Raw genomic sequence first — 21,202 nt, 5'->3', positions numbered from 1 at the left:
GGTTCCTCGCTGTTTCAAGTGGGTAGGAGCCTTGAACCCCTGACCACATCCGGGTAATTCGTTCGCCTATGAAAGACACCGACCTTTTCCAACTGGCCCTTGGCTTAACCCCTCCGTGGGAGGTGGTTTCTTGCGAATTCGACCCGCAACAAAAGCGCCTCGACATCAGACTTGGCTTTCCTCGCGGCAGCATGTTCGCTTGCCCCGAATGCGGTCAAATGGGTCTCAAGGCTCACGACACCGTTGAGAAGACATGGCGTCATCTGAACTTTTTCCAGCATGAGGCCTACCTTTCGGCAAAAGTCCCTCGGGTTGGATGTGGCAAGTGCGGAGCCAAGCTCCTGCCTGTTCCATGGGCCCGACCAGGAAGCGGCTTCACGCTACTGTTCGAGGCCATGATCATGACCCTCGTCAAAGCCATGCCGGTCAAGACCGTCGCCGCCTATGTTGGCGAGCATGACACGCGTTTGTGGCGCATCGTGCACCATTACGTGGACCAAGCCCGTGAGCGAGCTGATTTCTCGGAGATCACACGGTTCGGCGTCGATGAAACCGCCTGCAAGCGTGGCCACAACTATGTGAGCCTGTTCGTGGATCTGGAAGACCGCAAAGTCATCTTCGCCACCGAGGGCAAGGATTCTTCAACCGTTGAGTGCTTCAAGCAGGATTTCTCGGCACATGGCGGTTGTCCAGAACGCGTTGAGGAAGCCTGCTGCGACATGTCTCAAGCGTTCATTGGCGGAATCCGGGAACACTTTCCCAAAGCTCAAATCACATTCGACAAATTTCACATCATGAAAATTATCAACGAGGCGGTGGACGAGGTCCGCCGCGTCGAGCAGAGGGACCGTCCGGAACTCTCCAAAAGTCGTCATGTCTGGCTCAAAAATCCTGTGAATCTCAAGGCTAGCCAGGCCGAACGTCTCAAAGAACTCAGCCTGCCCAAACTCAACCTGAAGACAACCCGCGCCTATCATCTGAAGCTCAATTTCCAGGAGCTGTTCACGCAGCCAGTGGAGCAGTCAGAAGCGTTCCTAAAGAAATGGTACTTCTGGGCCACGCACAGCCGACTGGAGCCCATGAAAAAGGCCGCGGCCACAATTAAACGACACTGGAACGGTATATTGCGTTGGTTCACCTCCGGGATCAGCAACGGCATCCTGGAAGGGCTCAACAGCCTGGTTCAATCCGCGAAATCCAGGGCGCGGGGCTATCGATCGACTCGAAACCTGATCGCCATGATCTACCTCATCGGGGGGAGGCTTAAATTTGCCCTACCCACTTGAAACAGCGAGGAACCAAAAAAATTTATCCGCCGTCCTGATGCGGCATCATGGGGAGGCCTAGAGTGCCCAGTATACGCAAGGGTTTGCTTCAACTTGTTTTTTCCGGAAGTTTCATGAAGCGCTGGAACGACAAGATGCGTCCCATGGAACTTGTGGAGGTCGACAAGCAGGCCCACAAGATGATCGTTGCCTGGCTCCTTTTCGAGCTCAACTCCCAGAATCTTTCCCCCGGAGACAGGGCCGTCCTTGGCGAAGACATCGTGCGCGGCGGAATTTACGATTACCTTTATCGTTTGGTCATAACCGACATCAAGCCGCCCATCTTTTACCAGATCAAGTCCAATCCAGCCCATTATCAGAAGCTCACGGCCTGGGTGCTCAATGAATTACAGCCGCGCGTCCAGCCTCTGGGCAAGGATTTTTGGGACGGCATGAAGGACCATTTCGAACGGCAGGTCAGCGGCGACCAGAGCCTGGCCTCTCGGATTCTCGACGCCGCGCATCTCTTCGCCAGCAGGTGGGAGTTCCACCTCATCCGGGACATGAACAAATGGGATGAGGAAATGGACGACATCGAGGACAATTTCAGGCGCGGCCTGGAGGCGCATCTGGATCTGATCGGCGTGCGCCAACTGATCGAGGGGCCGAGCACCCGGCTCGGGAAATTCGCCTTCATGTGCGGGCAGTTGCGTTTTCAGAAACGCTGGTCCCAGACCCCGCGCATCCCCGAGACTTCCGTCCTTGGGCACATGTTCATCGTGGCGTGTCTGGCCTATTTTTTCAGCATCGCCGTTGGCGCTTGTCCGGTGCGCAGAAAAAATAATTTCTATGCCGGGCTTTTTCACGATATCCCGGAACTCTTGACCCGCGATATCATCTCGCCGGTCAAGAGTTCGGTTCAGGGCATCGGGGATCTGATCCGCGAATATGAAGGCCAGGAACTTGAACGCCGCCTCTTTTCCATCCTCGACCGTTCGGTGTATGGGGGGCTTGTGGATCGGCTGGAGTATTTTCTGGGCATCGAGGTAGGCTCGGAGTTCGAGTCCACCATCATGCAGGACGGACGGGCGAAAGTCGTGAGCTGGGAGCAGTTGCAGGGGCCGTACAACCGTGACGAATTCTGCCCCAAGGACGGCAGAATGCTCAAGGTGTGCGATCATCTGGCCGCCTTTCTCGAAGCCTACACCGCCCTGGCCAACGGCATCACCAACGCCCATCTGCAACAGGCTTCGTGGCGGATCAGGACATTGTATCAGAACCAGTCGCTGACGGAAGAATTGCACATCGGCGCGCTTTTGGCCGATTTCGACTGAGTGAGTTCGGGGCCGGGCCCTATTCTTCATTATCATTAAACAGGGGTATAATCATGATGTTACGCAAGCGGGTCTGGGATATCATGCGTGAGGATTTTGCGTTCGTGCGCGAGGACGCGAGCCTTTCCGAGGCCATCACCGCCCTGCGCCAAATTCGCGCCAAACAGGCGGACACCAGTTTCGTGCTGGTTTTTTCAAAAACAGACAAATTCATTGGCGTGCTTTCCATGTGGAATCTGATCCAGGGCATTGGTCCGTGCCTGCTCAAGGGCTCCGTCCTGGACGGCAACGAGGTAGACTGGGACAGCGCCTTTGCCCATGCCTGCCGCAGCTGCTCCCAGGTCCGCATCTCGGAATGCCTGCAACATGACATCCCCATGCTGAGGCCCAACGATCCGCTGGCCCGCGTACTTGAGGTCTTTCTCGACTATCGTCGCGGACGCGCAGTGGTCGAGGAGGGAGGCAAGATCATCGGCGTGGTCTGCATGGCCGATCTGTTCAAGGAAATCAGTGATTCCCTGATGCCCTAGTTCGCATGCGGCGGGCCGTTGCAACCGGCTCGCCGCGATGTTTTTCCAAAGGATCATGCCATGCTTCCGCCCCCGGCATTTTCTTCAAAAGTGAGCTGCCACAATGCGCTGCAATAAAAAGGACGTAAACTTCGCGATCTGTCTTTGGGCACACGCGTTTCTTGTCCTCTTCTCCCTGCTTTTTCCTGTCTCGGATGCGCTGGCCGCTCCCGAGAAGATTGTTGTGGCGGATGACAAGGATTATCCTCCGTACATATTTCTCGATGCCTCGGGCAGTCCCAAGGGGATTCTGGTCGATGTCTGGGAGCTGTGGAGCAGAAAGACCGGCATCGCCGTGGAATTCCAGCTCATGGAGTGGAGTGCCGCCCTGGACGCGGTCAGGGGAGGAAAGGCCGATGCGATTGGAGGGATGGCGCGGACGCCGAAGCGCGAGGAGCTGTTCGACCTGACGACGCAGATCACTGTCATTCCATCCGGCATATTCTTTCATGACCAGCTCGGGGGGATCAAGAATGTCAAAGATCTCGCCGGATTTTCGGTAGGGATCGTCGGAGGAGACGCTGCCCGGGACTTGGCCCTGTCCCGGCACCCCGAATTGCGCTTCGCCACATTTCCCGGTGTGCGCGATCTTGTCCGGGCGGCCATTTCAGGTGAGATCAAGGTATTCATCTCGGACGTGCCGGTGGCGCGACATTATCTGGCCCAGCATGAGAGAAGTTCCGAATTTCGCCAAGCCTCGGAACTGATCACGACATATTCGATGCACGGGGCGGTGCGCAAAGGCAATGCCGAGCTTCTGGGCGTGATACAGGGCGGGTTCGATCAAATCACGGGGTCCGAAATTGGTGCGATCATGGACGAATGGTCCGGTCGTCCCGTTCAGGCAGCTTTGCCATGGAGCATGATCGTCCTGGTGTTCGGAATTCTGAGCTTAATACTTGTGGCCGTTTTTCTGTGGAATTTCTTTCTGCGCAGACGGGTCCTGGCTAAAACGGCAGAGTTGGCGGAATCTGTGCGCAAGGCGGGTGAGAGAAAGGAAAAATACAGACTTCTCGTGGAGCATCAGACCGACCTGCTGGTCAAGGTCGATTTGGAGGGACGCTTTCTTTACGTGAGCCCAGCGTATTGCCGAACCTTTGGTAAATCCGAGGCCGAGCTGCTGAATTCGACCTTCATGCCGCTCATTCATGCGGATGACGTGGCCGCCACCGAAGGGGCCATGAAGGCGCTCCTTGTCCCGCCTCATACCGCCTACATGGAGCAGCGTGCCATGACGGTCGACGGTTGGCGCTGGTTCGCATGGAACGATTCGGCCATTCTCGGGAAAACGGGAGAAATCGAGGCCATCGTCGGCGTTGGACGTGATGTCACCGAGCGCAAGGAGGCCGAGGAACTGCTGCGTCAGAGCGAGGAACGCTTCGCCAAGGCCTTTCATTCAAGTCCCGCGCCCCTGGTCATCTCCGACATAGCCACCGGCCGTTTCATCGATGTCAATGCCAGGTGGGTAGAGATGCTCGGCTATGCCAAGGAGGACCAGATCGGCCGGACCTCCAAGGAAGTGGGGATATGGGCAGACACGGACCTCAGGGACAGGGCCATTGAAATTCTGCGCAAGGAGGGATCCTTCAAGGAGTTTCCCATCGAGTTTCTGACAAGTACGGGCAGCGCGCGTTCCGTCCTCTGGTCCGCCGAGATCATCATTCTTCAGGGACGGGAGGTCATGCTCTCCCTGCTTTTCGACTATACCGAGCGGAAAAGGGCCGAAGAGGCCTTGCGCAAAAGTGAGAAGCTCTATCGCTCGGTCATCGACAATATTCATGACGTCTTCTACCGCACCGACGCCGAGGGTCGGCTCGCCATGGTCAGCCCGTCGGGGGCCCGCCTGCTGGGCTACGAAAGCACCGAGGAGATGCTCGGACGATTGAACGAGGAATTTTGGTTCGAATCCGAGGAACGACGGAATTTCTTACAGCGCATTAAGGCCCAGGACTTCGTGGCCGACTTCGAGGTGGTCTTGAAGCGCAAGGACGGCCAGCCGGTGCTCGTGGCCACATCGAGCGGGCTTTACTACAACGAGCAGGGCGCCGTTCTTGGAGTCGAGGGGATTTTTCGCGATATCACCGAACGCAAGCGCACTGAGGAGCGGTTGCGTCAATCCGAGGAAAAATTTTCGCGTCTCTTCAAGCTCTCCCCTGACGCCATTTCGCTGTCGGATCCGGACAGCGGCCTGCTGGTCGAAGTCAACGACGCTTACGCACGGCTCACAGGATACCGCCAGGATGAGCTTGTGGGCAGGAGCGCCCTTGAGATCGGTCTGTTCGTCGATCCTGAGAGTCGCGGGCGGGTGATCGACCGCCTGAAGAGAGCCGGCCAGTTCAACAACATGGAACTCGAATTCCGGCGCAAGGACGGCGCGCATGTGCCGTGCAGCGTTTCGGGCCAGTTCATAAGTCTCGGCATGGAGCGCTATCTTCTGGCCGTGATACGGGATGTGACCGAGTTCAAGCGCATGCAGGAGATGATGATTCAGAGCGAGAAGATGGTCTCGGTGGGTGGCATCGCGGCCGGAGTCGCCCATGAGATCAACAATCCGTTGGGGATCATCGTGCAGAGCGCGCAGAATCTGGTGCAGCGCACCCGTCCCGATTTTCACAGGAATATCGAAGTGGCCAAGAGCATCGGCCTTGATATGGAGCTGCTTGAGAAATACATGCAGGAACGCAAAATTCTGACATTTGTGCAGGACATGCAGGACGCCGCCTTGCGTGCGGCGGATATTATCCGGCACATGCTCGATTTTAGTCGCCGCAGCGAATCCAGACGCGCGGTTTGCTCGCTGCCGGTCATTGTGGACCGGGCCTTGATTCTGGCGCAAAACGACTATGACCTGAAGAAAAGCTTCGATTTTAAGCAGATCCGCATCGTCAAGGATTATGCCTTGGATCTTGTGCCGGTCGAGTGCACGGAGACGGAACTTGAGCAGGTCTTTTTGAATCTGCTGCGCAATGCGGCCCAGGCCATGACCATGGGCGATCAGCGGTCCGAAGATCCGAAAATCGTGATCAGACTATCGAACCTGGCCTCGGGCATACGCTGCGAGATCGAGGACAACGGGGCGGGCATGCCCGCCGACGTCATGCGCCGGATCTTCGAACCCTTCTTTACCACCAAGCCTACAGGCATCGGCACGGGGCTTGGGCTTTCCGTGTCCTACTTCATCGTGACTCGTGGGCACGGCGGAAAAATGTGGGTGGAGTCGACGCCTGACACCGGGACCAGATTTGTCATCGATCTGCCCGCAAGCGCATCTTCGGAACAAGGCCCGAACCTCCGCCGGACATGAGTCGCGCTCCCGGGCACGGCAAATGAAAACCCCCGCGACATGTTGGTGTCACGGGGGTTTTCATTTTTAAGCGAGGGGGTGGATCATTCGTTTTTCAAGGAACGCACTTCCGGCCAGATTTCGTCGATGGTTTCCACGGTTTTGACCGTGATTCGCTTTCTGAGTTCCTTGGGGATCTCGTCCAGGTCGTGAGCGTTGCGGGCCGGGATGAGCACCTTCTTGACCCCGTGACTGACCGCCGCCAGGATTTTTTCCTTGATGCCGCCCACCGGCATGACCCGTCCGCGCAGGGTGATTTCGCCGGTCATGGCCACATCCGAGGCCACCGGTTCATTACTGATGGCCGACATGAGCGCCGTGACGAGGGTCACGCCGGCGGATGGTCCGTCCTTGGGCGTGGCGCCGGCCGGGACATGGATGTGAATGTCGTGCGTGTCGAAGAAGTCATCGGCAAGCTGCAGGCTCGCACTCTTGGTGCGGGCAAAGCTCAGTGCCGCCTGGGCGCTTTCCTTCATCACCTCGCCGAGCTTTCCGGTCAGGATGAGCTTGCCCTTGCCCGGCAAAAGGCTGCATTCGATGTGCAGGATCTCGCCGCCGTAGGGCGTCCAGGCCAGACCCAGGGCCACGCCGGGGGGCATGGAGCTTTCACGCTCCTCATCCATGAATTTGGGCTGACCCAGGAGCTTGATGAGCGCCGAGGTGGTCACGCGGAACGGCCCCTTCTTGCCCTCGGCCACCCGGCGCGCGTACTTGCGGCAGATGGAGCCGATTTCCCGCTCCAGGTTGCGCAGGCCCGCTTCGCGCGTGTAGCCTCTGATGATCTCGGCCAGAACCGCGTCGGAGATGATCAGGGTGTCGCTGGTGAGACCGTTTTCCTTGATCTGTCTGGTCAGGAGGTAGCGCCGTGCGATGATGGTCTTCTCCTGCTCCGTGTAGCCGGGGATGCGGATCACTTCCATGCGGTCCAAAAGGGCCGACGGGATGGTGTCGAGCATGTTGGCCGTGCAGATGAACATGACCTTCGACAGATCGTAGGGCACGTTGAGGTAATGATCCGTGAAGGAGTTGTTCTGTTCCGGATCGAGCACCTCCAGCAGCGCCGAGGACGGATCGCCTCTGAAATCGTTGCCGAGCTTGTCGATTTCGTCGAGCATGATGACCGGGTTGATCGTTCCGGCGTCCTTCATGGACTGGATGATGCGGCCGGGCATGGCGCCGATGTAGGTGCGGCGGTGTCCTCGGATCTCGGCCTCGTCACGCATTCCGCCCAGCGACATGCGTACGAATTTTCTCCCGAGGGATCTGGCGATGGACTTGCCAAGCGAGGTCTTGCCAACTCCGGGAGGGCCCACAAAACACAGGATCGGGCCCTTCATGGACGGATTGAGCTTGCGTACGCTCAGGTATTCGAGAATGCGCTCCTTGACCTTTTCAAGGTTGTAGTGGTCCTCGTGGAGGATTTTGGCCGCTTCCTTGATGTCGAGCCGGTCCTTGGACGTCTTTTTCCAGGGCAGGTCGATGAGCCAGTCGATATAGGTGCGCAGGATGGTCGCTTCCGAGCTGTCGGGATGCATGGACTCAAGTCGCGAGAGCTGCTTGTCGGCCTCTTTTTTTACCTTCTTGGGCAGGCCAAGGGAGTTCAGCGTTTTTCTGAGTTCTTCCATCTCTTCGCCTTCGCCGCCCTTGTCGCCAAGCTCGCGGCGAATGGCTTTGAGCTGCTCGCGCAGGAAATATTCGCGCTGGGCCTTGTCCATCCCTTCCTTGGCCATGCTCTGGATCTTGGCCTGCATGGAGGCCACTTCCACTTCCTTGACCAGCTGGGAGTTGACCAGGTTCAGTCGTTCGATGGGATCATGGCTTTCCAGGATGCGCTGGGCCTCGGAGGACTTCATGCGCAGGTTGGATGCGACCAGGTCGGCCAGGCGGCCGTGCTCGTTCACGGCGTTGAGCACGTTCATGATCTCGCCGGCGTCAATGCCGCGCAGGGTCAGGATTTTTTCGCTCTGTTCCTTGACCGAGCGCAGCAGGGCTTCTTCTTCGGGGCCGGGATTTTCAACCACGAGCTCGTCGATGGTATCAATTTTGACCATGTCGAAGGGATCGTGCTGCACGAATTCGGTGATTCTGGCGCGAGTCAGGCCCTGGACCAGGACTTTGAGTCGGCCGTCGGGCATCTTGAGCATGCGCATGATCATGGCCACGGTGCCGGTGGCGTAGAGATCCTCGGGAGAGGGATCGTCCACGCCCTCGTCCTTTTGCGTGCTGATGAAGATGTAGCGGCTGCCGTTGAGCGCCGCGTCCACAGCCTGCACGCTTTTTTCACGTCCGACGAACAGGGGCAGGATCATGTAATTGAAGACGACAATGTCCCTGACCGCCAAAAGAGGCATGGTGGTCGGGATTTCCGCTTCCTGAACAGAGCTGTCGGCACTGGCTGTATCTGAATTTTCGCCCTGAAGTTCGTCTTTTTCCGGGGAAAACGTTTTTTCTTCGCTCATGGAGGTCTCCTCGTGGTGTTGTATTCGCGTTGTTTCAAGCCGCGAAAAGCAAATTCAGTCAATTATAAGGCTCCTGGAGCCCCAGGCAAGAAAAAAAATGGATTTTTTCCCATTTGGGAATAAAAAATCAGAGCAGGCCTTGGGCGCGGAAGCTGGAAAAGGTCTCGGAAGTCACGACAATGTGGTCCAGCAGGCGCAAGCCGAGGTCGTCCGCCAGGCGGGCGATGGTTTCGGTCAGGGCCTTGTCTTGCGATGAGGGGACGGGGTTTCCGCCGGGGTGGTTGTGGACCAGGATCAGTCCGCCGGCATGGTGGCGCAGGGCCAGTTCGAGGATTTCGCGTGGGTAGGCCGCGGTCTGATCCACGGTGCCCCGAAAGACGCGTTCAAAGGAGATGAGCCTGTTCTGGTTGTCGACGAGGATGACCCAGAATTCTTCCTTGGTAAGGTGCCCAAGGCGGGCGCAGACCATGTCCCGAACCTGTTCCGGCGATGAGAATTTTTCCCTGCGGGCTATCGCGCCGCATGCCTGGCGCGCGCGGCATTCGTGCAGTGTCCGCCAGAATCTGGCAGCGCTTTCGCCGAGGCCGGGGATTTCGGCGATGCGGACGGGGTCGGCGAGCAACGCGTCGCCAAGCGATCCGAAACGTGAGATCATCTCTTTGGCGATGGGCTTGGTGTCCTTGCGGGGCAAGGCGTAGGTCAGAAGCAATTCCAGCACTTCATAATCGGACAGGGCCCGGGGATCGTTGTCCAGGCGTTCGCGCAGCCGCTGGCGGTGTCCCAGATAGTGGGCTGCGTCCTCTTTCACCACAGGCGCTGGGCTTCCTTGACGAGGTTTTCCATGGCCTGGGCGGGTTTTAACCTTCCGGTTTTGATGTCCGTGTCGGCCTGCAGCACGATATCCCAGAAGCGGCCGATGCGCGTCGGTCCCAGACGCTGGGCCAAGCGTTTCTTTTCCGTTTTCAGACTGGGGTAGAGTTGGACCTTGCCGTCTTCTCCGTGCAGGAGTTGCCAGAGCTGGCGGGCTTCGCGCAGCATGAGCGAGGAGACCGGAAAAACCATGTCTCCGCCAGCCATGGCCGGGTCGTTCAGGAGACGGTCCCAGGCCTTCTGACGGCCGGCGGGAGTTTGCAGGGAGCGCAGAAAGGCGAAGAGATCAAAGGCCTCCTCGGCATCGAGGGCCGTGAGGTGTTCGGGCAGGATTGATTTTTCCGGGCCTGCCAGGAGCAGGATTTTTTCCAGCTCGTTGCGCAGGGCAATGGTGCTGAGCGGCAGGGATTCCGCCAGGATTTTCTTGACGCCATGGGCGTAGGTCAGTCCGTGGCGCGCGGCAAAGCGATCGAGTTCCTGGCCGATGGTAGCGCGGGAGAGGCCGGGATGTTCCCAGATCCAGCCCCTTTTTTGTGCGGCGGCCCAGTATCTTCCCTTGCTCACGGTCTTGGGCACGTTGGATTTGCCGGATTTCCACTCGCCCTCAATGCAGAACATGGGCCAGACCGAAGGCCTGGCCATGGCCAAAAGGGCTGCCATGCGGGTCCAGAATTCGTCGTTCTGGTCCTGGGCCCGGCGCAGGACCACGGCGTTGGGCGGGCCCATCATGGAGGGAACGGTCAGGGTTTGCCAGAAGCGATCCGGGAGTTCTTCATCACCCCAAAAAGTTCGAACGGCAAAATCCTGGCCTTCCAGGAGTTCTTCCACGCGGTCCTTCAAAAGTTCCGGGTCCGCGCAGACGAGAAAGGAGAAGCCCTGTCTGGTCATGTCCGGATCAGAACTTCTGGCCCAGCTGGTCGGCCACTTTGCGCACCGCGAGGTCTACGGCTTCCTGGGTCGCTTCGCGCTTGGCGCTTGTTGACTGCAGGGTGCCCGAGCTCGACTGGATTTCGCTGGCGCCCCGAAAGGATTCAGAGGCTAAGATCGGACCCGAGGTCCAGATCAGGGCGTTGGTCTTGGTGCTGAAAAAGGTGACCACCATCTGAATGCTGGCCGCTGACTTGAGGGTCACGTCATCGCGGCCCTTCAGGGAGTCGGAGGTGCTGTAGGAGCGCACGTCGATGTTGACCGTGGCCTCGGCCTCGTCCCGGCTGACCCAGGTCACGTTGCCGCGGCGGGTCAGTTCGTCGCGCAGGCTGCTTCTGAGCATGGGCTCGATCCATGTCTCGGTGGTCGGGTTGGTGACCTTGTCCAGATAGAGGCGCGTGCTGTCCTGGGGCAGCTGGATCGGAGCCCGGGCAGTGAGCTGATATCCGCATGCGGGCAGCAGGAGGGCGATGCAGAGCACCGCCCACACAAGGCTACCTGACAACCACGTTGACCAGTTTTCCGGGAATGACGATTGTTTTGACAATTGTTTTGCCCTCGATGTGTCGTGAGACGTTTTGATCGTTCATGGCCTGAGTCTCTATTTCTTCCGAGGTCGCATCCGCCGCAACCGTGATCTGGCCGCGAAGCTTGCCGTTGACCTGCAAAACCACGGTCACCTCGTTGGTCTTGAGGGCTTCGGGGTCGTGAATGGGCCAGGGTTCGGCGGCCAGGGTCCTGGTGTACCCCATGCGGTTCCAGACTTCTTCGCAGACGTGCGGGGCGATGGGCGACAGGGTCACCAGCAGGGAAGAGATGGCCGATGACAAAAGGCGCGGGCCGTGCTTGCTGCCGCGCAGGTCGTCCTTGGTCGCGTAGAGGGTGTTGACCAGCTCCATCATGGCGGCAATGGCCGTGTTGAACTGGAACTTGTTTTCAATATCGCGTTCCACTCTGCGCACGGTGTCGTGTTCCTTGCGGCGCAGTTCGGCCTCGGCCTCGCCGAGCGATCCTTCCACGCTCACGCATGTGCCGACGGGGGAGAGGATGTCATCGAGTTCGTCCACCAGCCGCCACAGGCGGTTCAGAAAACGGCTTGAACCCTCGATGCCCTTGTCGTTCCATTCCAGATCCTTTTCCGGCGGCGCGGCGAAAAGGCAGAACAGGCGAACGGTGTCCGCTCCGTACTTGGCGATCATCTCGTCAGGATCGACCACGTTGCCCTTGGATTTGGACATCTTGGAACCATGCAGCAGAACCATGCCCTGGGTCAGCAGGTTCTTGAACGGTTCGTCGTGGGTGAGGTATCCTTCGTCGCGCAGAGCCTTGACGAAAAAGCGCGAATACAAAAGATGCAGGATGGCGTGTTCGATGCCGCCTATGTACTGGTCAACCGGCATCCAGTATGCGACCTCCGCCGGGTCGAAGGCCTCGGTCTCGTTGCGGGCCGAGGTGTAGCGGGCGAAATACCAGGATGACTCCACGAAGGTGTCCATGGTGTCCGTCTCGCGACGGGCGGGCTTGCCGCAGGTCGGGCAGGCGACGTTCACGAAACTTTCGCAATCCGGCAGGGGGGAGCGACCGTCGGCGTTGACCTTGACGTCCAGGGGCAGCTCCACCGGGAGCTGGCTTGCCGGCACGGGCACGATGCCGCAGTCATCGCAATAGATGACCGGTATGGGCGCGCCCCAGTAGCGCTGGCGGGAAATGTTCCAGTCGCGCAGGCGATAGTTGACCGTGGGCTTGCCCAGATCCCGGGCCGCGAGCATGTCCACGATGGCCTTTTTGGCCTCTTCGTTGCCCATGCCGTCGAACTGTCCCGAATTGGTCATTATGCCGGGGTCGGAATAGGCCTCGGTCATGGTCTTCGGATCAAGACTTATGTCCTTGGGATTTATGACCACCTGCACGGGCAACTGGTATTTGGCCGCGAATTCGAAATCGCGCTGGTCGTGAGCCGGGACGGCCATGACCGCGCCCGTGCCGTAGCCCATGAGCACGAAGTTGGCCACATAGATGGGCATTTCAAGACCGTTCAGGGGATTGATGCAGTACCGTCCGGTGAAGACGCCTTCCTTTTCCAGGTCGTCAGCGGTGCGGACGATGCGGTCCATCTTGGCGATGCGGTCCACGAATTCGCTGACAGCGGCTTCCTGGGAGGTCCCGGCGACGAGCTTCTGCACCAGCGGATGTTCCGGAGCTAGGCTCATGAACGTCGCGCCGAAGAGCGTGTCGGGGCGGGTCGTGAATACGGGGATTTCTTCGTCAAGGTCCTGGACCTTGAAGGAAATTTCGGCGCCGATGCTTTTGCCGATCCAGTTGCGCTGCATGGTCAGCACGCGCTCCGGCCAGCCTTCGGTCAGCTTGTCCAGATCAGCCAGAAGCTCCTCGGCGTAGTCGGTGATGCGCAAAAACCACTGCGAAAGCTGTTTTTGCTGCACCTCGGAATCGCAGCGCCAGCACAGGCCTTCCTCGACCTGTTCGTTGGCCAGTACCGTGTGGCAGCTCGGACACCAGTTGACCGGAGCGTTCTTGCGGTAAACCAGTCCTTTTTCCAGGAACTTGAGGAAGAATTCCTGTTCGAAACGGTAGTATCCGGGGTGACACGTCGCGATTTCCCGGTCCCAGTCGTAGGAATAGCCCAGGCGTTTGAGCTGGGTGCGCATGTAGGCGATGTTTTCGTAGGTCCACTTGGCGGGGTGGGTGTTGTTCTTGATGGCCGCGTTCTCGGCAGGCAGGCCGAAGGCGTCCCAGCCCATGGGGTGGAACACGTTGAAGCCCTGCATGCGTTTGTAACGGGCGACCACGTCGCCGATGGAATAGTTACGCACATGCCCCATGTGGATGCGTCCCGAGGGGTAGGGAAACATTTCCAGGACATAGTATTTTTCGCCGTCCCGGGACATGTCGGTTCGAAAACAGGCCTGGTCTTCCCAGGCCTTTTGCCATTTTTCCTCGATCTGCTTGAAATCGTAATGCCTCATGCTGTCCTCAAGATTCCGTGTTGGCGGACTGAATTGTCTTGTGTTCATTGCGCTGGGCACCCTTGGCCGCGGCGTCGAGCACTCCGTTGACGAAGGTCTTGGAGTTGTCGTCCCCGAAATCCTTGGCCAGTTCGATGGCTTCGTTCATGGCCACCTTGATGGGGATGTCGGGGCAGAAGAGCATCTCGAAGAGGGAGAGCCGCAGGATGGTCAGTTCGACCTTGGCGATGCGGTTCAATTTCCAGTGCTGCGAGTGCTGGGTGATGATCTCGTCAATGCTGTCGTAATTGTCGAACACGCCCTCGACCAGAGTCCAGGCGTAGGAATCCTGGCGCTCCATGTCGAATTCCTCTTCGGTCCAGAAATTGTCAAAGGACTTGATGAGGGAGTCCTTGGACATTTCCCGGCCGAAAACCAGCGAATAGATGACCTGAAAGGCGAAGCGGCGTTGATGCCGACGGTTGTGAGTCACGGATTTCCCCTAGATCTGCTGCAATACGCGCAGGGTTTCCAGAACCGCGGACGCGGCTTCGACACCCTTGTTTCCGCCCTTGCTGCCGGCGCGTTCGATGGACTGTTCCAGGGTGTCCGTGGTCAAAAGGCCAAAGCCGATGGGTACGCCGGTGTCCATGGACACATGGGCGATGCCCTTGGTGGCTTCGCTGCAGACATAGTCGAAATGGGGTGTGGCGCCACGGATTACCGCGCCCAAGCAGACGATGGCGTCGGCCTTGCCGCTCCTCGCGACTTTCTGGGCCACCAGAGGCATCTCGAATGCGCCAGGCACGCGGATGAGGGTGATGTTCTCGCGGGTGGCTCCGTGACGAAGCAGATAATCCACGGCCCCGCCGATGAGACGATCGACGATGAAGTCGTTGAAGCGGCTGGCGATGATCGTGAACTTCTGATCCTGGGCCTGCATCTGGCCTTCGATGGTCTTGATGTGCAGCATGTCTACTCCCTTAAAAAAAATTATTTGTTTTCGGCTTCAAAATGCAACAGATGGCCGAGTTTTGAATGCTTGGTGTGCAGATAGCACTTGTTGTCGTCGCAGGCCGGAATTTCGATGGGCACCCGCTCCACGACTTTCAGGCCGTAGCCCTCCAGGCCGATGATCTTCTTGGGGTTGTTGGTCATGAGCCGCATGTGCTTCACGCCAAGATCGACCAGGATCTGCGCGCCCAGGCCGTAATCGCGCAGATCGGGCGCGAAGCCCAGTTCCAGATTCGCCTCCACGGTGTCGCGGCCCTCGTCCTGCAGGTGGTAGGCCTTGATCTTGTTGCCAAGGCCTATGCCGCGGCCTTCCTGGCGCATGTAGAGGATGACGCCGGCGCCTTCGTCATTGACGATCTGCATGGCCCGCTGCAGCTGGCTGCCGCAGTCGCAGCGCATGGAGCCGAAAACGTCGCCGGTCAGGCATTCGCTGTGCACCCGGACCAGCACGGGGCTGTCCTCGGAGATATCCCCCTTGACCAGGGCGATGTGCGTATGGGCGTCGATGTCGTTCTCGTAGGCCACGATGGTGAAATCGCCGTAGCAGGTAGGCATGCGCGCCTCGGCCACGCGGCGGACCAGGGAGTCCTTGCGGGAGCGGTAGGCGATGAGATCGGCGATGGTGGCGATCTTCATGTCGTGCTCTTCGGCGAATTTCCTGAGGTCGGGCATGCGCGACATGGTGCCGTCGTCGTTCATGATTTCGCAGATGACGGCCGCGCCCTTGAGTCCGGCAAGGCGGGCCAGGTCCACGGAGCCCTCGGTCTGTCCAGCGCGAACCAGGACTCCGCCCGGCTTGGCACGCAGGGGGAAGATGTGGCCGGGGGTGGCCAGATCCTCGGGGGTGGTTTCGTCGGCCACGGCGGTCTGGATGGTCAGGGCCCGGTCATGGGCGGAGATGCCCGTGGTCACGCCCTGCTTGGCCTCGATGGACACGGTGAAATTGGTGCCGAATTTGGAGGTGTTGCGGCGCGCCATGAGGGGGAGTTCCAGCTTGTCGACCAGGGCCGGCTCCAGGGCAAGGCAGATGAGGCCGCGTCCGTACTTGGCCATGAAATTGATGGCGTCGGGAGTGACCATTTCGGCGGCGATGGTCAGATCGCCTTCATTTTCCCGGTCCTCGTCGTCGACCAGGATGATCATCTTCCCGGCCTTTATTTCTTTGATGGCCTCTTCGGCCGAGCATTTGTGCATCTTTTTTCCTCGTTTATGGGCTGTCGGACTGGAGTGACGATCAGAATCCGTGTTCTTTCAGAAAATCAGGGGTGATGGCCGATGGAGTGCCCGTGGTGCGACTTTCGCTCCAAGGATTAAGCATGCGCTGCACATACTTGCCGATGACATCGGTCTCCATGTTGATCCGCCGTCCCTGCGTCCAGTCCGAAATGGTTGTCTCCCGTTGCGTGGCCGGGATGATGTTTACTTCCAAAAAACCCTGACCGCAATCGTTGACTGTCAGGCTTATCCCGTCCAGGGCCACGGAACCCTTGGGGATGACCTGGGCCGAGTAGGGTGCCGGGAAGCCCAGGCGGTAGATTCGGGACTGGCCGGCCTGCCTGACGGACAGCACCTCGGCCAGGCAATCGACATGGCCGGAGACGATGTGTCCGCCAAGGCGGTCGCCCACGGCCAGGGCCCGTTCGATGTTGACCGCCGAGGATATGCCAAGGGCGCCAAGGTTGGTCACGGACATGGTCTCGCCGGAAGCGTAGGCCGTGAACCAGCCCGTTCCGAAAGTTTCCACGGTCAGACAGACCCCGTTCACGGCGATGGATTCGCCAAGGGCGTAGTCGGTCAGGGCAAAGTCCGGACGGATCTTGAAGCGGGTTTCGCCGCCGCTTCGGTCCATGCCCGCCACCCGGCCAAGGCCCTGGATGATTCCTGTGAACATTCCTACTCCTTTGCTCGCAGCCTGAGATAGAGATCGGTATCAAAAAATCCTTGCTCCACGGTCCGAAATTCCCAGCAGTCCTGCATGGAAAGGGCCTTGCGTCCGGCAAATGCCGAGCGGGCCTCTTCGTCGCCCAGAACCTTCATGGCCTGGAAGATGCGCAGTTCGTCGACCAGCCCCTGTCTTTGCATGGACCCGGCCAGATGTCCGCCGCCCTCGGTCAGGGTGTACAGGCAACCCTTGTCACTGCGCAGCAGTTGCAGCCCCGCGCCAAGGTCGAGGGCCTCGGGCTCGGATTTCAGGAAGGGCAGTCCCCAGACCGTGACGCCCAGTTCCGTAAGCTGCGTGGCCCGCTCGGAGCGGCTTTGCGCCTCGGTTGTCCAAAACACGGTCTGGCCGGGTCGGGCGGACAGAAGATGAGAGCCCTTTCCCGGGTCCGGCAGTTCGCGGGAAACGATCACCGCCAGGGGTTGCGGGCCATCGTATTCGGGCAGTCGGCAGGTCAGCATTGGGTTGTCCGCGCGGAACGTGCCGCCGCCGACGATGACCGCTCCGCACCAGGTTCGCAGCCGGTGCACTTCGCGGCGCGAGGCTTCTCCGGAGATCCAGGCCGCCTGGCCGTCGCGGGTGGCGATCTTGCCGTCCAGGGTCGTGGCCAGCTTGAGAATGGAGTACGGGCGGGCAGTGGTCTGCCAGATCAGAAAATCGGCGATGAGATCTTTGCATTCCTGCTCGCGAAGGCCCGTGCGCACCTTGACGCGCCTGTTCCTCAGGCTGTCGGCCCCGCCCCCGGCCACGGATCGGTTGGGATCGATGCACCCGATGACCACCTCCGCGATCCCGGCCTCCAGGATGGCCTGGGTGCAGGGAGGCGTCTTACCATGATGGTTGCATGGCTCAAGGGTGACGTAGAGGGTGCATCCGCTCGGATCAATGCCTTTGGCCCGTGCGTCGCGCAGAGCCTCGACCTCGGCATGAGGCTGTCCGCAAGCCGTATGCCAGCCTTCGGCCACAATCTCTCCGCCGCGCACCAGCACCGCCCCGACGCAGGGGTTGGGCGCCGTGCGACCACGGCCCTTTTCGGCCAGGCGGATGGCCCGGTCCATGAACACGTTTTCGTCACGCATCGGCGGGCTTCTCCAGCCGGGAATACGGGATTTTTGCCTCGTCCAGCATCTCCCGGGACATTTCGTCGGGGTAGCCTTCGGCGAAGTAAATGGCGCGTACCCGGCAGTTTATGAGCATTTTCGCGCAGAGGATGCACGGCTGGGTGGTGCAGAAGATGTCAGCGCCCTCGATGCTCACCCCGTGGATGGCGGCCTGGATGATGACGTTCTGTTCGGCATGCAGGGCGCGGCAGAGTTCGTGGCGTTGGCCGGAAGGGATGCCGAGCTTTTCGCGCATGCAGCCGAGTTCAAGGCAATGGGTCAGTCCGGCAGGCGCGCCGTTGTAGCCCGTGGCCAGGATGCGTTTGTCCTTGACGGCCAGGGCCCCGACTTTTCGCCGCAGACAGGTGGAGCGTTCGGCCACCAGGTAGGCGATGCTCATGAAATATTCCGGCCAGGGGATGCGGTTGTCCATGGTCACCTCTTTGGAAACGAATCAACCACAGGGCCTGCAAATCGGCCCTGTGGTTGGAGAAAGGCGGTAGAAAAAAGCTTGGTCTACCAGGCGAAAAGCGGGAACTGGCCCGCGAATTTCTCCACGTCAAGCCGGATCTCGGTCAGTCTGGACTCGTTGTCCAGGTTCTCGAGGATGGCGACAATCCATTTGGCCACCTTGCGCATGTCGTCGCTTTTCATGCCACGTGTGGTCAGGGCCGGTGTGCCAAGGCGCACCCCGGAGGTGACGAAGGGCGAGCGGGTCTCGAAGGGCACGGTGTTCTTGTTGACGGTGATGCCACCCTTGTCGAGGCCGATCTCGGCGTCCTTGCCGGTGATGTCCTGAGCGGTCAGGTCCACCAGCATGAGGTGGTTGTCCGTGCCGCCGGAGACAAGGTGGTATCCGGCGTCGGTCAGTTCCTTGGCCAGGGTGGCGGCGTTGTCGAGAACCTGCTGCTGGTATGCCTTGAACTCGGGACGCAGAGCCTCGGCGAAGGCCACGGCCTTGGCCGCGATGACGTGCATGAGCGGTCCGCCCTGGATGCCGGGGAAGATCTGGGAATTGAGGGTCTTGCCGAACTCCTCTGAGCTTAAAATCATGCCGCCGCGGGGGCCGCGCAGGGTCTTGTGCGTGGTCGTCGTGGTGTAGTGGGCGTGCTTGATGGGCGAGGGGTGCAGATCCGTGGCCACCAGCCCAGCGATGTGGGCCATGTCGACCAGCAGCTTGGCACCGACGCTGTCGGCGATGGCCCGAAAGCGGGCGAAGTCGAGGGTGCGCGGGTAGGCGCTGGCACCGGCGATGATCAGTTTGGGCTGATGTTCCTTGGCCAGGGCTTCGACTTCGTCATAGTTGATCTGACCGGTTTCCTTTTCCACGCCGTAGAAGGCGGTCTTGAACAGGCGGCCCGAAAAATTGACCGGGCTGCCGTGAGTCAGGTGACCGCCGTGGGACAGGTTCATGCCAAGGATGGTGTCGCCCGGTTCGATGACGGCGAAATAGGCGCCCATGTTGGCCTGGGAGCCCGAATGGGGCTGGACGTTGGCGTACTCGGCTCCGAAAAGCTGCCGGGCACGCTCCATGGCCAGGTTTTCGGCCATGTCCACGAACTCGCATCCGCCGTAGTAGCGCTTGCCCGGATAGCCTTCAGCGTACTTGTGGGTCATGACGCTGCCCATGGCGGCGCGAACCGCGAGAGAGGTGAAGTTCTCCGAGGCGATGAGCTCGAGTTTGGTAATCTGGCGGTTGGTCTCCAGCTGGATTGCCTTGGCTATCTGCGGATCCTGGCGGGTGAGTTCGTCCATGGGGTGTCTCCACTCTGTTGAGCCGCGCTTTGGCGGCAAATCGTTATTTGAAACTGCGCAGGATTACGGACGCATTGGTGCCGCCGAATCCAAACGAGTTGCTGATGCCGTATTCCAGGTCCATTTCCCTGCTGGCACCCGGCGTGTAATCCAGATCGCAGTCCGGGTCCGGGGTGTCCTGATTGATTGTCCCGGGAATAATGCCCGTGGTCAGGCTCATGGCCGTGAATACAGCCTCGGCACCGCCGGCAGCGCCAAGCAGGTGCCCGATCATGCTCTTGTTGGCGGTGATGGGCATCTTGTAGGCGTGAGCGCCGAAGACGGCCTTGATGGCTTTGGTTTCGGTCTTGTCGTTGAGCTTGGTCGATGTGCCATGCGCATTGATGAAGGTGATCTGTTCCGGGGCCAGTTCGGCGTCCCGCAGGGCGCACTTCATGGCCTGGCCCATGCCCGTGCCCGACTCTTCGGGCGCGGCAATGTGGTATGCGTCTCCGGAAGCCCCGTAGCCGACTATCTCTGCGTAGATTTTGGCTCCGCGCGCCTTGGCGTGCTCAAGCTCTTCGAGCATGAGCAGGCCCGCGCCCTCGCCGATGACGAATCCGGTACGGTCGGCGTCAAAGGGACGGCTGGCCTTGAGCGGTTCATCGTTGCGTGTGGACAGGGCCTTCATGGCCGTGAAACCGGATACGCCCATGGGCGTGATCGTCGACTCCACGCCGCCGGTGATGCAGGCCTTGACCCGGCCGAGCTTGATGTCGGAGTACGCATAGCCGATGGCGTGCGTGGCCGAGGCGCAGGCGGAGGTGGTGACTAGGTTCGGCCCCTTGGCGCCGGTGTGGATGGAGATCTGCCCCGAAGCCATGTTCGCGATGAGCATGGGTATGTAGAAAGGGGAAATCCTGCCCGGACCGGATTTGAGCAGCTTGCTGTGGAAGTCCTCGATGGTCGAAAGTCCGCCAAGACCGCAGCCCAGAAGCACGCCCACTTCCGGGGCCGTGGCTTCGTCCATGGTCAGACCGCAGTTTTCCATGAGCTGCTTGCCGGCAGCCACGGCGATCTGGACAAAACGGTCCATGCGCTTGGCATCCTTGACCCCGACATAATTTGTCGGTTCGAAATTTTTCAGTTCCCCTGCGATCTTTGTGTCGAACTCGGAACAGTCAAAGAGAGTGATGGGACCAATGCCGCAGACTCCGCCGACAAGGTTGGTCCAGCTCTCCTCAAGGGAATTGCCAATGGGGGTCATGGCCGCAAGGCCTGTAACGACAACGCGTTTTCCAATCATGATCTTCTCGAAAAGTTAGGACTTGCAAGGCGAAACGTTCCGCCCGGCTGTGCATGAAAAAAAAGGTACCCCAGACGGACCGGGGTACCGTGTCATGACGACGATACGGGTCCTAGGACTTGGACTTGATATAATTGATGGCGTCCTGGACGGTGGCGATCTTCTGTGCGTCTTCGTCATCGATCTCGATGTCGAATTCTTCTTCCATGGCCATGATCAGTTCGGTCAGGTCCAGGGAATCGGCGCCCAGGGACTCCACAAAGGAGGACTCAAGCTTTACTTCTTCTGCGGAAACGCCCAGCTGCTCGACCACCAGTTCTTTGACTTTTTCTTCAATAGACATTGTAATCCTCCAAAGTGTGTATTCGTACGTAAAGTG

The 21,202-nt window shown here is 59.5% G+C and carries 18 protein-coding genes; 4 read left to right on the top strand and 14 right to left on the bottom strand.

Annotated elements, in window-relative coordinates:
• The first annotated feature begins 68 nt into the window (after positions 1-68).
• From BMZ40_RS09225 to BMZ40_RS09210, 4 genes are all read left to right on the top strand, one after another.
• On the top strand, positions 69-1,286 hold the full coding sequence (locus tag BMZ40_RS09225; protein ID WP_092373734.1) for an ISL3 family transposase: 1,218 nt from the start codon (positions 69-71) through the stop codon (positions 1,284-1,286).
• 62 nt (positions 1,287-1,348) lie between these two features.
• Entirely contained in the window at positions 1,349-2,599 is a 1,251-nt protein-coding gene (locus BMZ40_RS09220; RefSeq protein WP_092374451.1) for an HD domain-containing protein, read from the top strand.
• 53 nt (positions 2,600-2,652) lie between these two features.
• Complete coding sequence (locus tag BMZ40_RS09215) at positions 2,653-3,129, top strand: CBS domain-containing protein (RefSeq protein ID WP_092374448.1); 477 nt, start codon at positions 2,653-2,655, stop codon at positions 3,127-3,129.
• 103 nt (positions 3,130-3,232) lie between these two features.
• Positions 3,233-6,472, top strand: a complete 3,240-nt coding sequence (locus tag BMZ40_RS09210) for a PAS domain S-box protein (RefSeq protein WP_092374445.1) — start codon at positions 3,233-3,235, stop codon at positions 6,470-6,472.
• An 83-nt stretch (positions 6,473-6,555) separates the two neighbouring features.
• Here BMZ40_RS09210 and lon read toward each other — a convergent pair whose 3' ends face one another.
• From lon to acpP, 14 genes are all read right to left on the bottom strand, one after another.
• Positions 6,556-8,970, bottom strand: a complete 2,415-nt coding sequence (gene lon / locus BMZ40_RS09205) for an endopeptidase La (protein ID WP_092374442.1) — start codon at positions 8,968-8,970, stop codon at positions 6,556-6,558.
• 127 nt (positions 8,971-9,097) lie between these two features.
• Positions 9,098-9,778 carry a RadC family protein gene (gene radC, locus BMZ40_RS09200; protein ID WP_092374468.1) on the bottom strand — a complete coding sequence of 227 codons (681 nt, stop codon included), beginning with the start codon at positions 9,776-9,778 and terminating at the stop codon, positions 9,098-9,100.
• Complete coding sequence (locus BMZ40_RS09195; RefSeq protein ID WP_092374439.1) at positions 9,775-10,728, bottom strand: DNA polymerase III subunit delta; 954 nt, start codon at positions 10,726-10,728, stop codon at positions 9,775-9,777. Before BMZ40_RS09195 ends, radC begins: the two co-directional genes overlap by 4 nt.
• Positions 10,729-10,735: 7 nt before the next feature.
• On the bottom strand, positions 10,736-11,272 hold the full coding sequence (gene lptE / locus BMZ40_RS09190; RefSeq protein WP_177193087.1) for an LPS assembly lipoprotein LptE: 537 nt from the start codon (positions 11,270-11,272) through the stop codon (positions 10,736-10,738).
• The gene (gene leuS, locus BMZ40_RS09185) at positions 11,262-13,751 is read right to left on the bottom strand and encodes a leucine--tRNA ligase (protein ID WP_092374433.1); all 2,490 of its coding nucleotides are present in this window, start codon (positions 13,749-13,751) and stop codon (positions 11,262-11,264) included. The genes lptE and leuS overlap by 11 nt, the downstream gene beginning before the upstream one ends.
• Before the next feature lie 7 nt (positions 13,752-13,758).
• Positions 13,759-14,223, bottom strand: coding sequence for a transcription antitermination factor NusB (gene nusB, locus BMZ40_RS09180; protein WP_092374430.1), 465 nt, complete (start codon positions 14,221-14,223; stop codon positions 13,759-13,761).
• A gap of 9 nt (positions 14,224-14,232) precedes the next feature.
• Positions 14,233-14,703, bottom strand: a complete 471-nt coding sequence (gene ribH, locus BMZ40_RS09175) for a 6,7-dimethyl-8-ribityllumazine synthase (RefSeq protein ID WP_092374427.1) — start codon at positions 14,701-14,703, stop codon at positions 14,233-14,235.
• Positions 14,704-14,723: 20 nt separating this feature from the next.
• The gene (locus BMZ40_RS09170; RefSeq protein WP_092374425.1) at positions 14,724-15,938 is read right to left on the bottom strand and encodes a bifunctional 3,4-dihydroxy-2-butanone-4-phosphate synthase/GTP cyclohydrolase II; all 1,215 of its coding nucleotides are present in this window, start codon (positions 15,936-15,938) and stop codon (positions 14,724-14,726) included.
• A 40-nt stretch (positions 15,939-15,978) separates the two neighbouring features.
• Entirely contained in the window at positions 15,979-16,635 is a 657-nt protein-coding gene (locus BMZ40_RS09165; RefSeq protein WP_092374422.1) for a riboflavin synthase, read from the bottom strand.
• 2 nt (positions 16,636-16,637) lie between these two features.
• Positions 16,638-17,762 (bottom strand): bifunctional diaminohydroxyphosphoribosylaminopyrimidine deaminase/5-amino-6-(5-phosphoribosylamino)uracil reductase RibD, encoded by a 1,125-nt coding sequence (gene ribD, locus BMZ40_RS09160; RefSeq protein WP_092374419.1) that lies wholly within the window; start codon positions 17,760-17,762, stop codon positions 16,638-16,640.
• Positions 17,755-18,216: a deoxycytidylate deaminase gene (locus BMZ40_RS09155; RefSeq protein ID WP_092374416.1), complete on the bottom strand. Its 462-nt coding sequence runs from the start codon at positions 18,214-18,216 to the stop codon at positions 17,755-17,757. The genes ribD and BMZ40_RS09155 overlap by 8 nt, the downstream gene beginning before the upstream one ends.
• Positions 18,217-18,299: 83 nt before the next feature.
• Positions 18,300-19,538 (bottom strand): serine hydroxymethyltransferase, encoded by a 1,239-nt coding sequence (gene glyA, locus BMZ40_RS09150; protein ID WP_092374413.1) that lies wholly within the window; start codon positions 19,536-19,538, stop codon positions 18,300-18,302.
• Between the two features lie 43 nt (positions 19,539-19,581).
• Positions 19,582-20,823: a beta-ketoacyl-ACP synthase II gene (gene fabF, locus BMZ40_RS09145; RefSeq protein WP_092374410.1), complete on the bottom strand. Its 1,242-nt coding sequence runs from the start codon at positions 20,821-20,823 to the stop codon at positions 19,582-19,584.
• Between the two features lie 112 nt (positions 20,824-20,935).
• Positions 20,936-21,166, bottom strand: coding sequence for an acyl carrier protein (gene acpP, locus BMZ40_RS09140; RefSeq protein ID WP_012805281.1), 231 nt, complete (start codon positions 21,164-21,166; stop codon positions 20,936-20,938).
• Between the last annotated feature and the right edge of the window lie 36 nt (positions 21,167-21,202).

This window comes from Desulfomicrobium apsheronum (assembly GCF_900114115.1).
Taxonomy (GTDB): Bacteria; Desulfobacterota; Desulfovibrionia; order Desulfovibrionales; family Desulfomicrobiaceae; genus Desulfomicrobium; species Desulfomicrobium apsheronum.
This window is presented reverse-complemented; position numbering and strand designations above follow the sequence as displayed.

Bases quoted from the DNA above. Each gene is read 5' to 3' on its own strand.
- BMZ40_RS09225 (WP_092373734.1), top strand. From the start codon at position 69: ATGAAAGACACCGACCTTTTCCAACTGGCCCTTGGCTTAACCCCTCCG.
- BMZ40_RS09215 (WP_092374448.1), top strand. From the start codon at position 2,653: ATGATGTTACGCAAGCGGGTCTGGGATATCATGCGTGAGGATTTTGCG.
- BMZ40_RS09210 (WP_092374445.1), top strand. From the start codon at position 3,233: ATGCGCTGCAATAAAAAGGACGTAAACTTCGCGATCTGTCTTTGGGCA.
- lon (WP_092374442.1), bottom strand. From the start codon at position 8,970: ATGAGCGAAGAAAAAACGTTTTCCCCGGAAAAAGACGAACTTCAGGGC.
- BMZ40_RS09195 (WP_092374439.1), bottom strand. From the start codon at position 10,728: ATGACCAGACAGGGCTTCTCCTTTCTCGTCTGCGCGGACCCGGAACTT.
- leuS (WP_092374433.1), bottom strand. From the start codon at position 13,751: ATGAGGCATTACGATTTCAAGCAGATCGAGGAAAAATGGCAAAAGGCC.
- ribH (WP_092374427.1), bottom strand. From the start codon at position 14,703: ATGCTGCACATCAAGACCATCGAAGGCCAGATGCAGGCCCAGGATCAG.
- BMZ40_RS09170 (WP_092374425.1), bottom strand. From the start codon at position 15,938: ATGCACAAATGCTCGGCCGAAGAGGCCATCAAAGAAATAAAGGCCGGG.
- BMZ40_RS09165 (WP_092374422.1), bottom strand. From the start codon at position 16,635: ATGTTCACAGGAATCATCCAGGGCCTTGGCCGGGTGGCGGGCATGGAC.
- ribD (WP_092374419.1), bottom strand. From the start codon at position 17,762: ATGCGTGACGAAAACGTGTTCATGGACCGGGCCATCCGCCTGGCCGAA.
- BMZ40_RS09155 (WP_092374416.1), bottom strand. From the start codon at position 18,216: ATGGACAACCGCATCCCCTGGCCGGAATATTTCATGAGCATCGCCTAC.
- glyA (WP_092374413.1), bottom strand. From the start codon at position 19,538: ATGGACGAACTCACCCGCCAGGATCCGCAGATAGCCAAGGCAATCCAG.
- fabF (WP_092374410.1), bottom strand. From the start codon at position 20,823: ATGATTGGAAAACGCGTTGTCGTTACAGGCCTTGCGGCCATGACCCCC.
- acpP (WP_012805281.1), bottom strand. From the start codon at position 21,166: ATGTCTATTGAAGAAAAAGTCAAAGAACTGGTGGTCGAGCAGCTGGGC.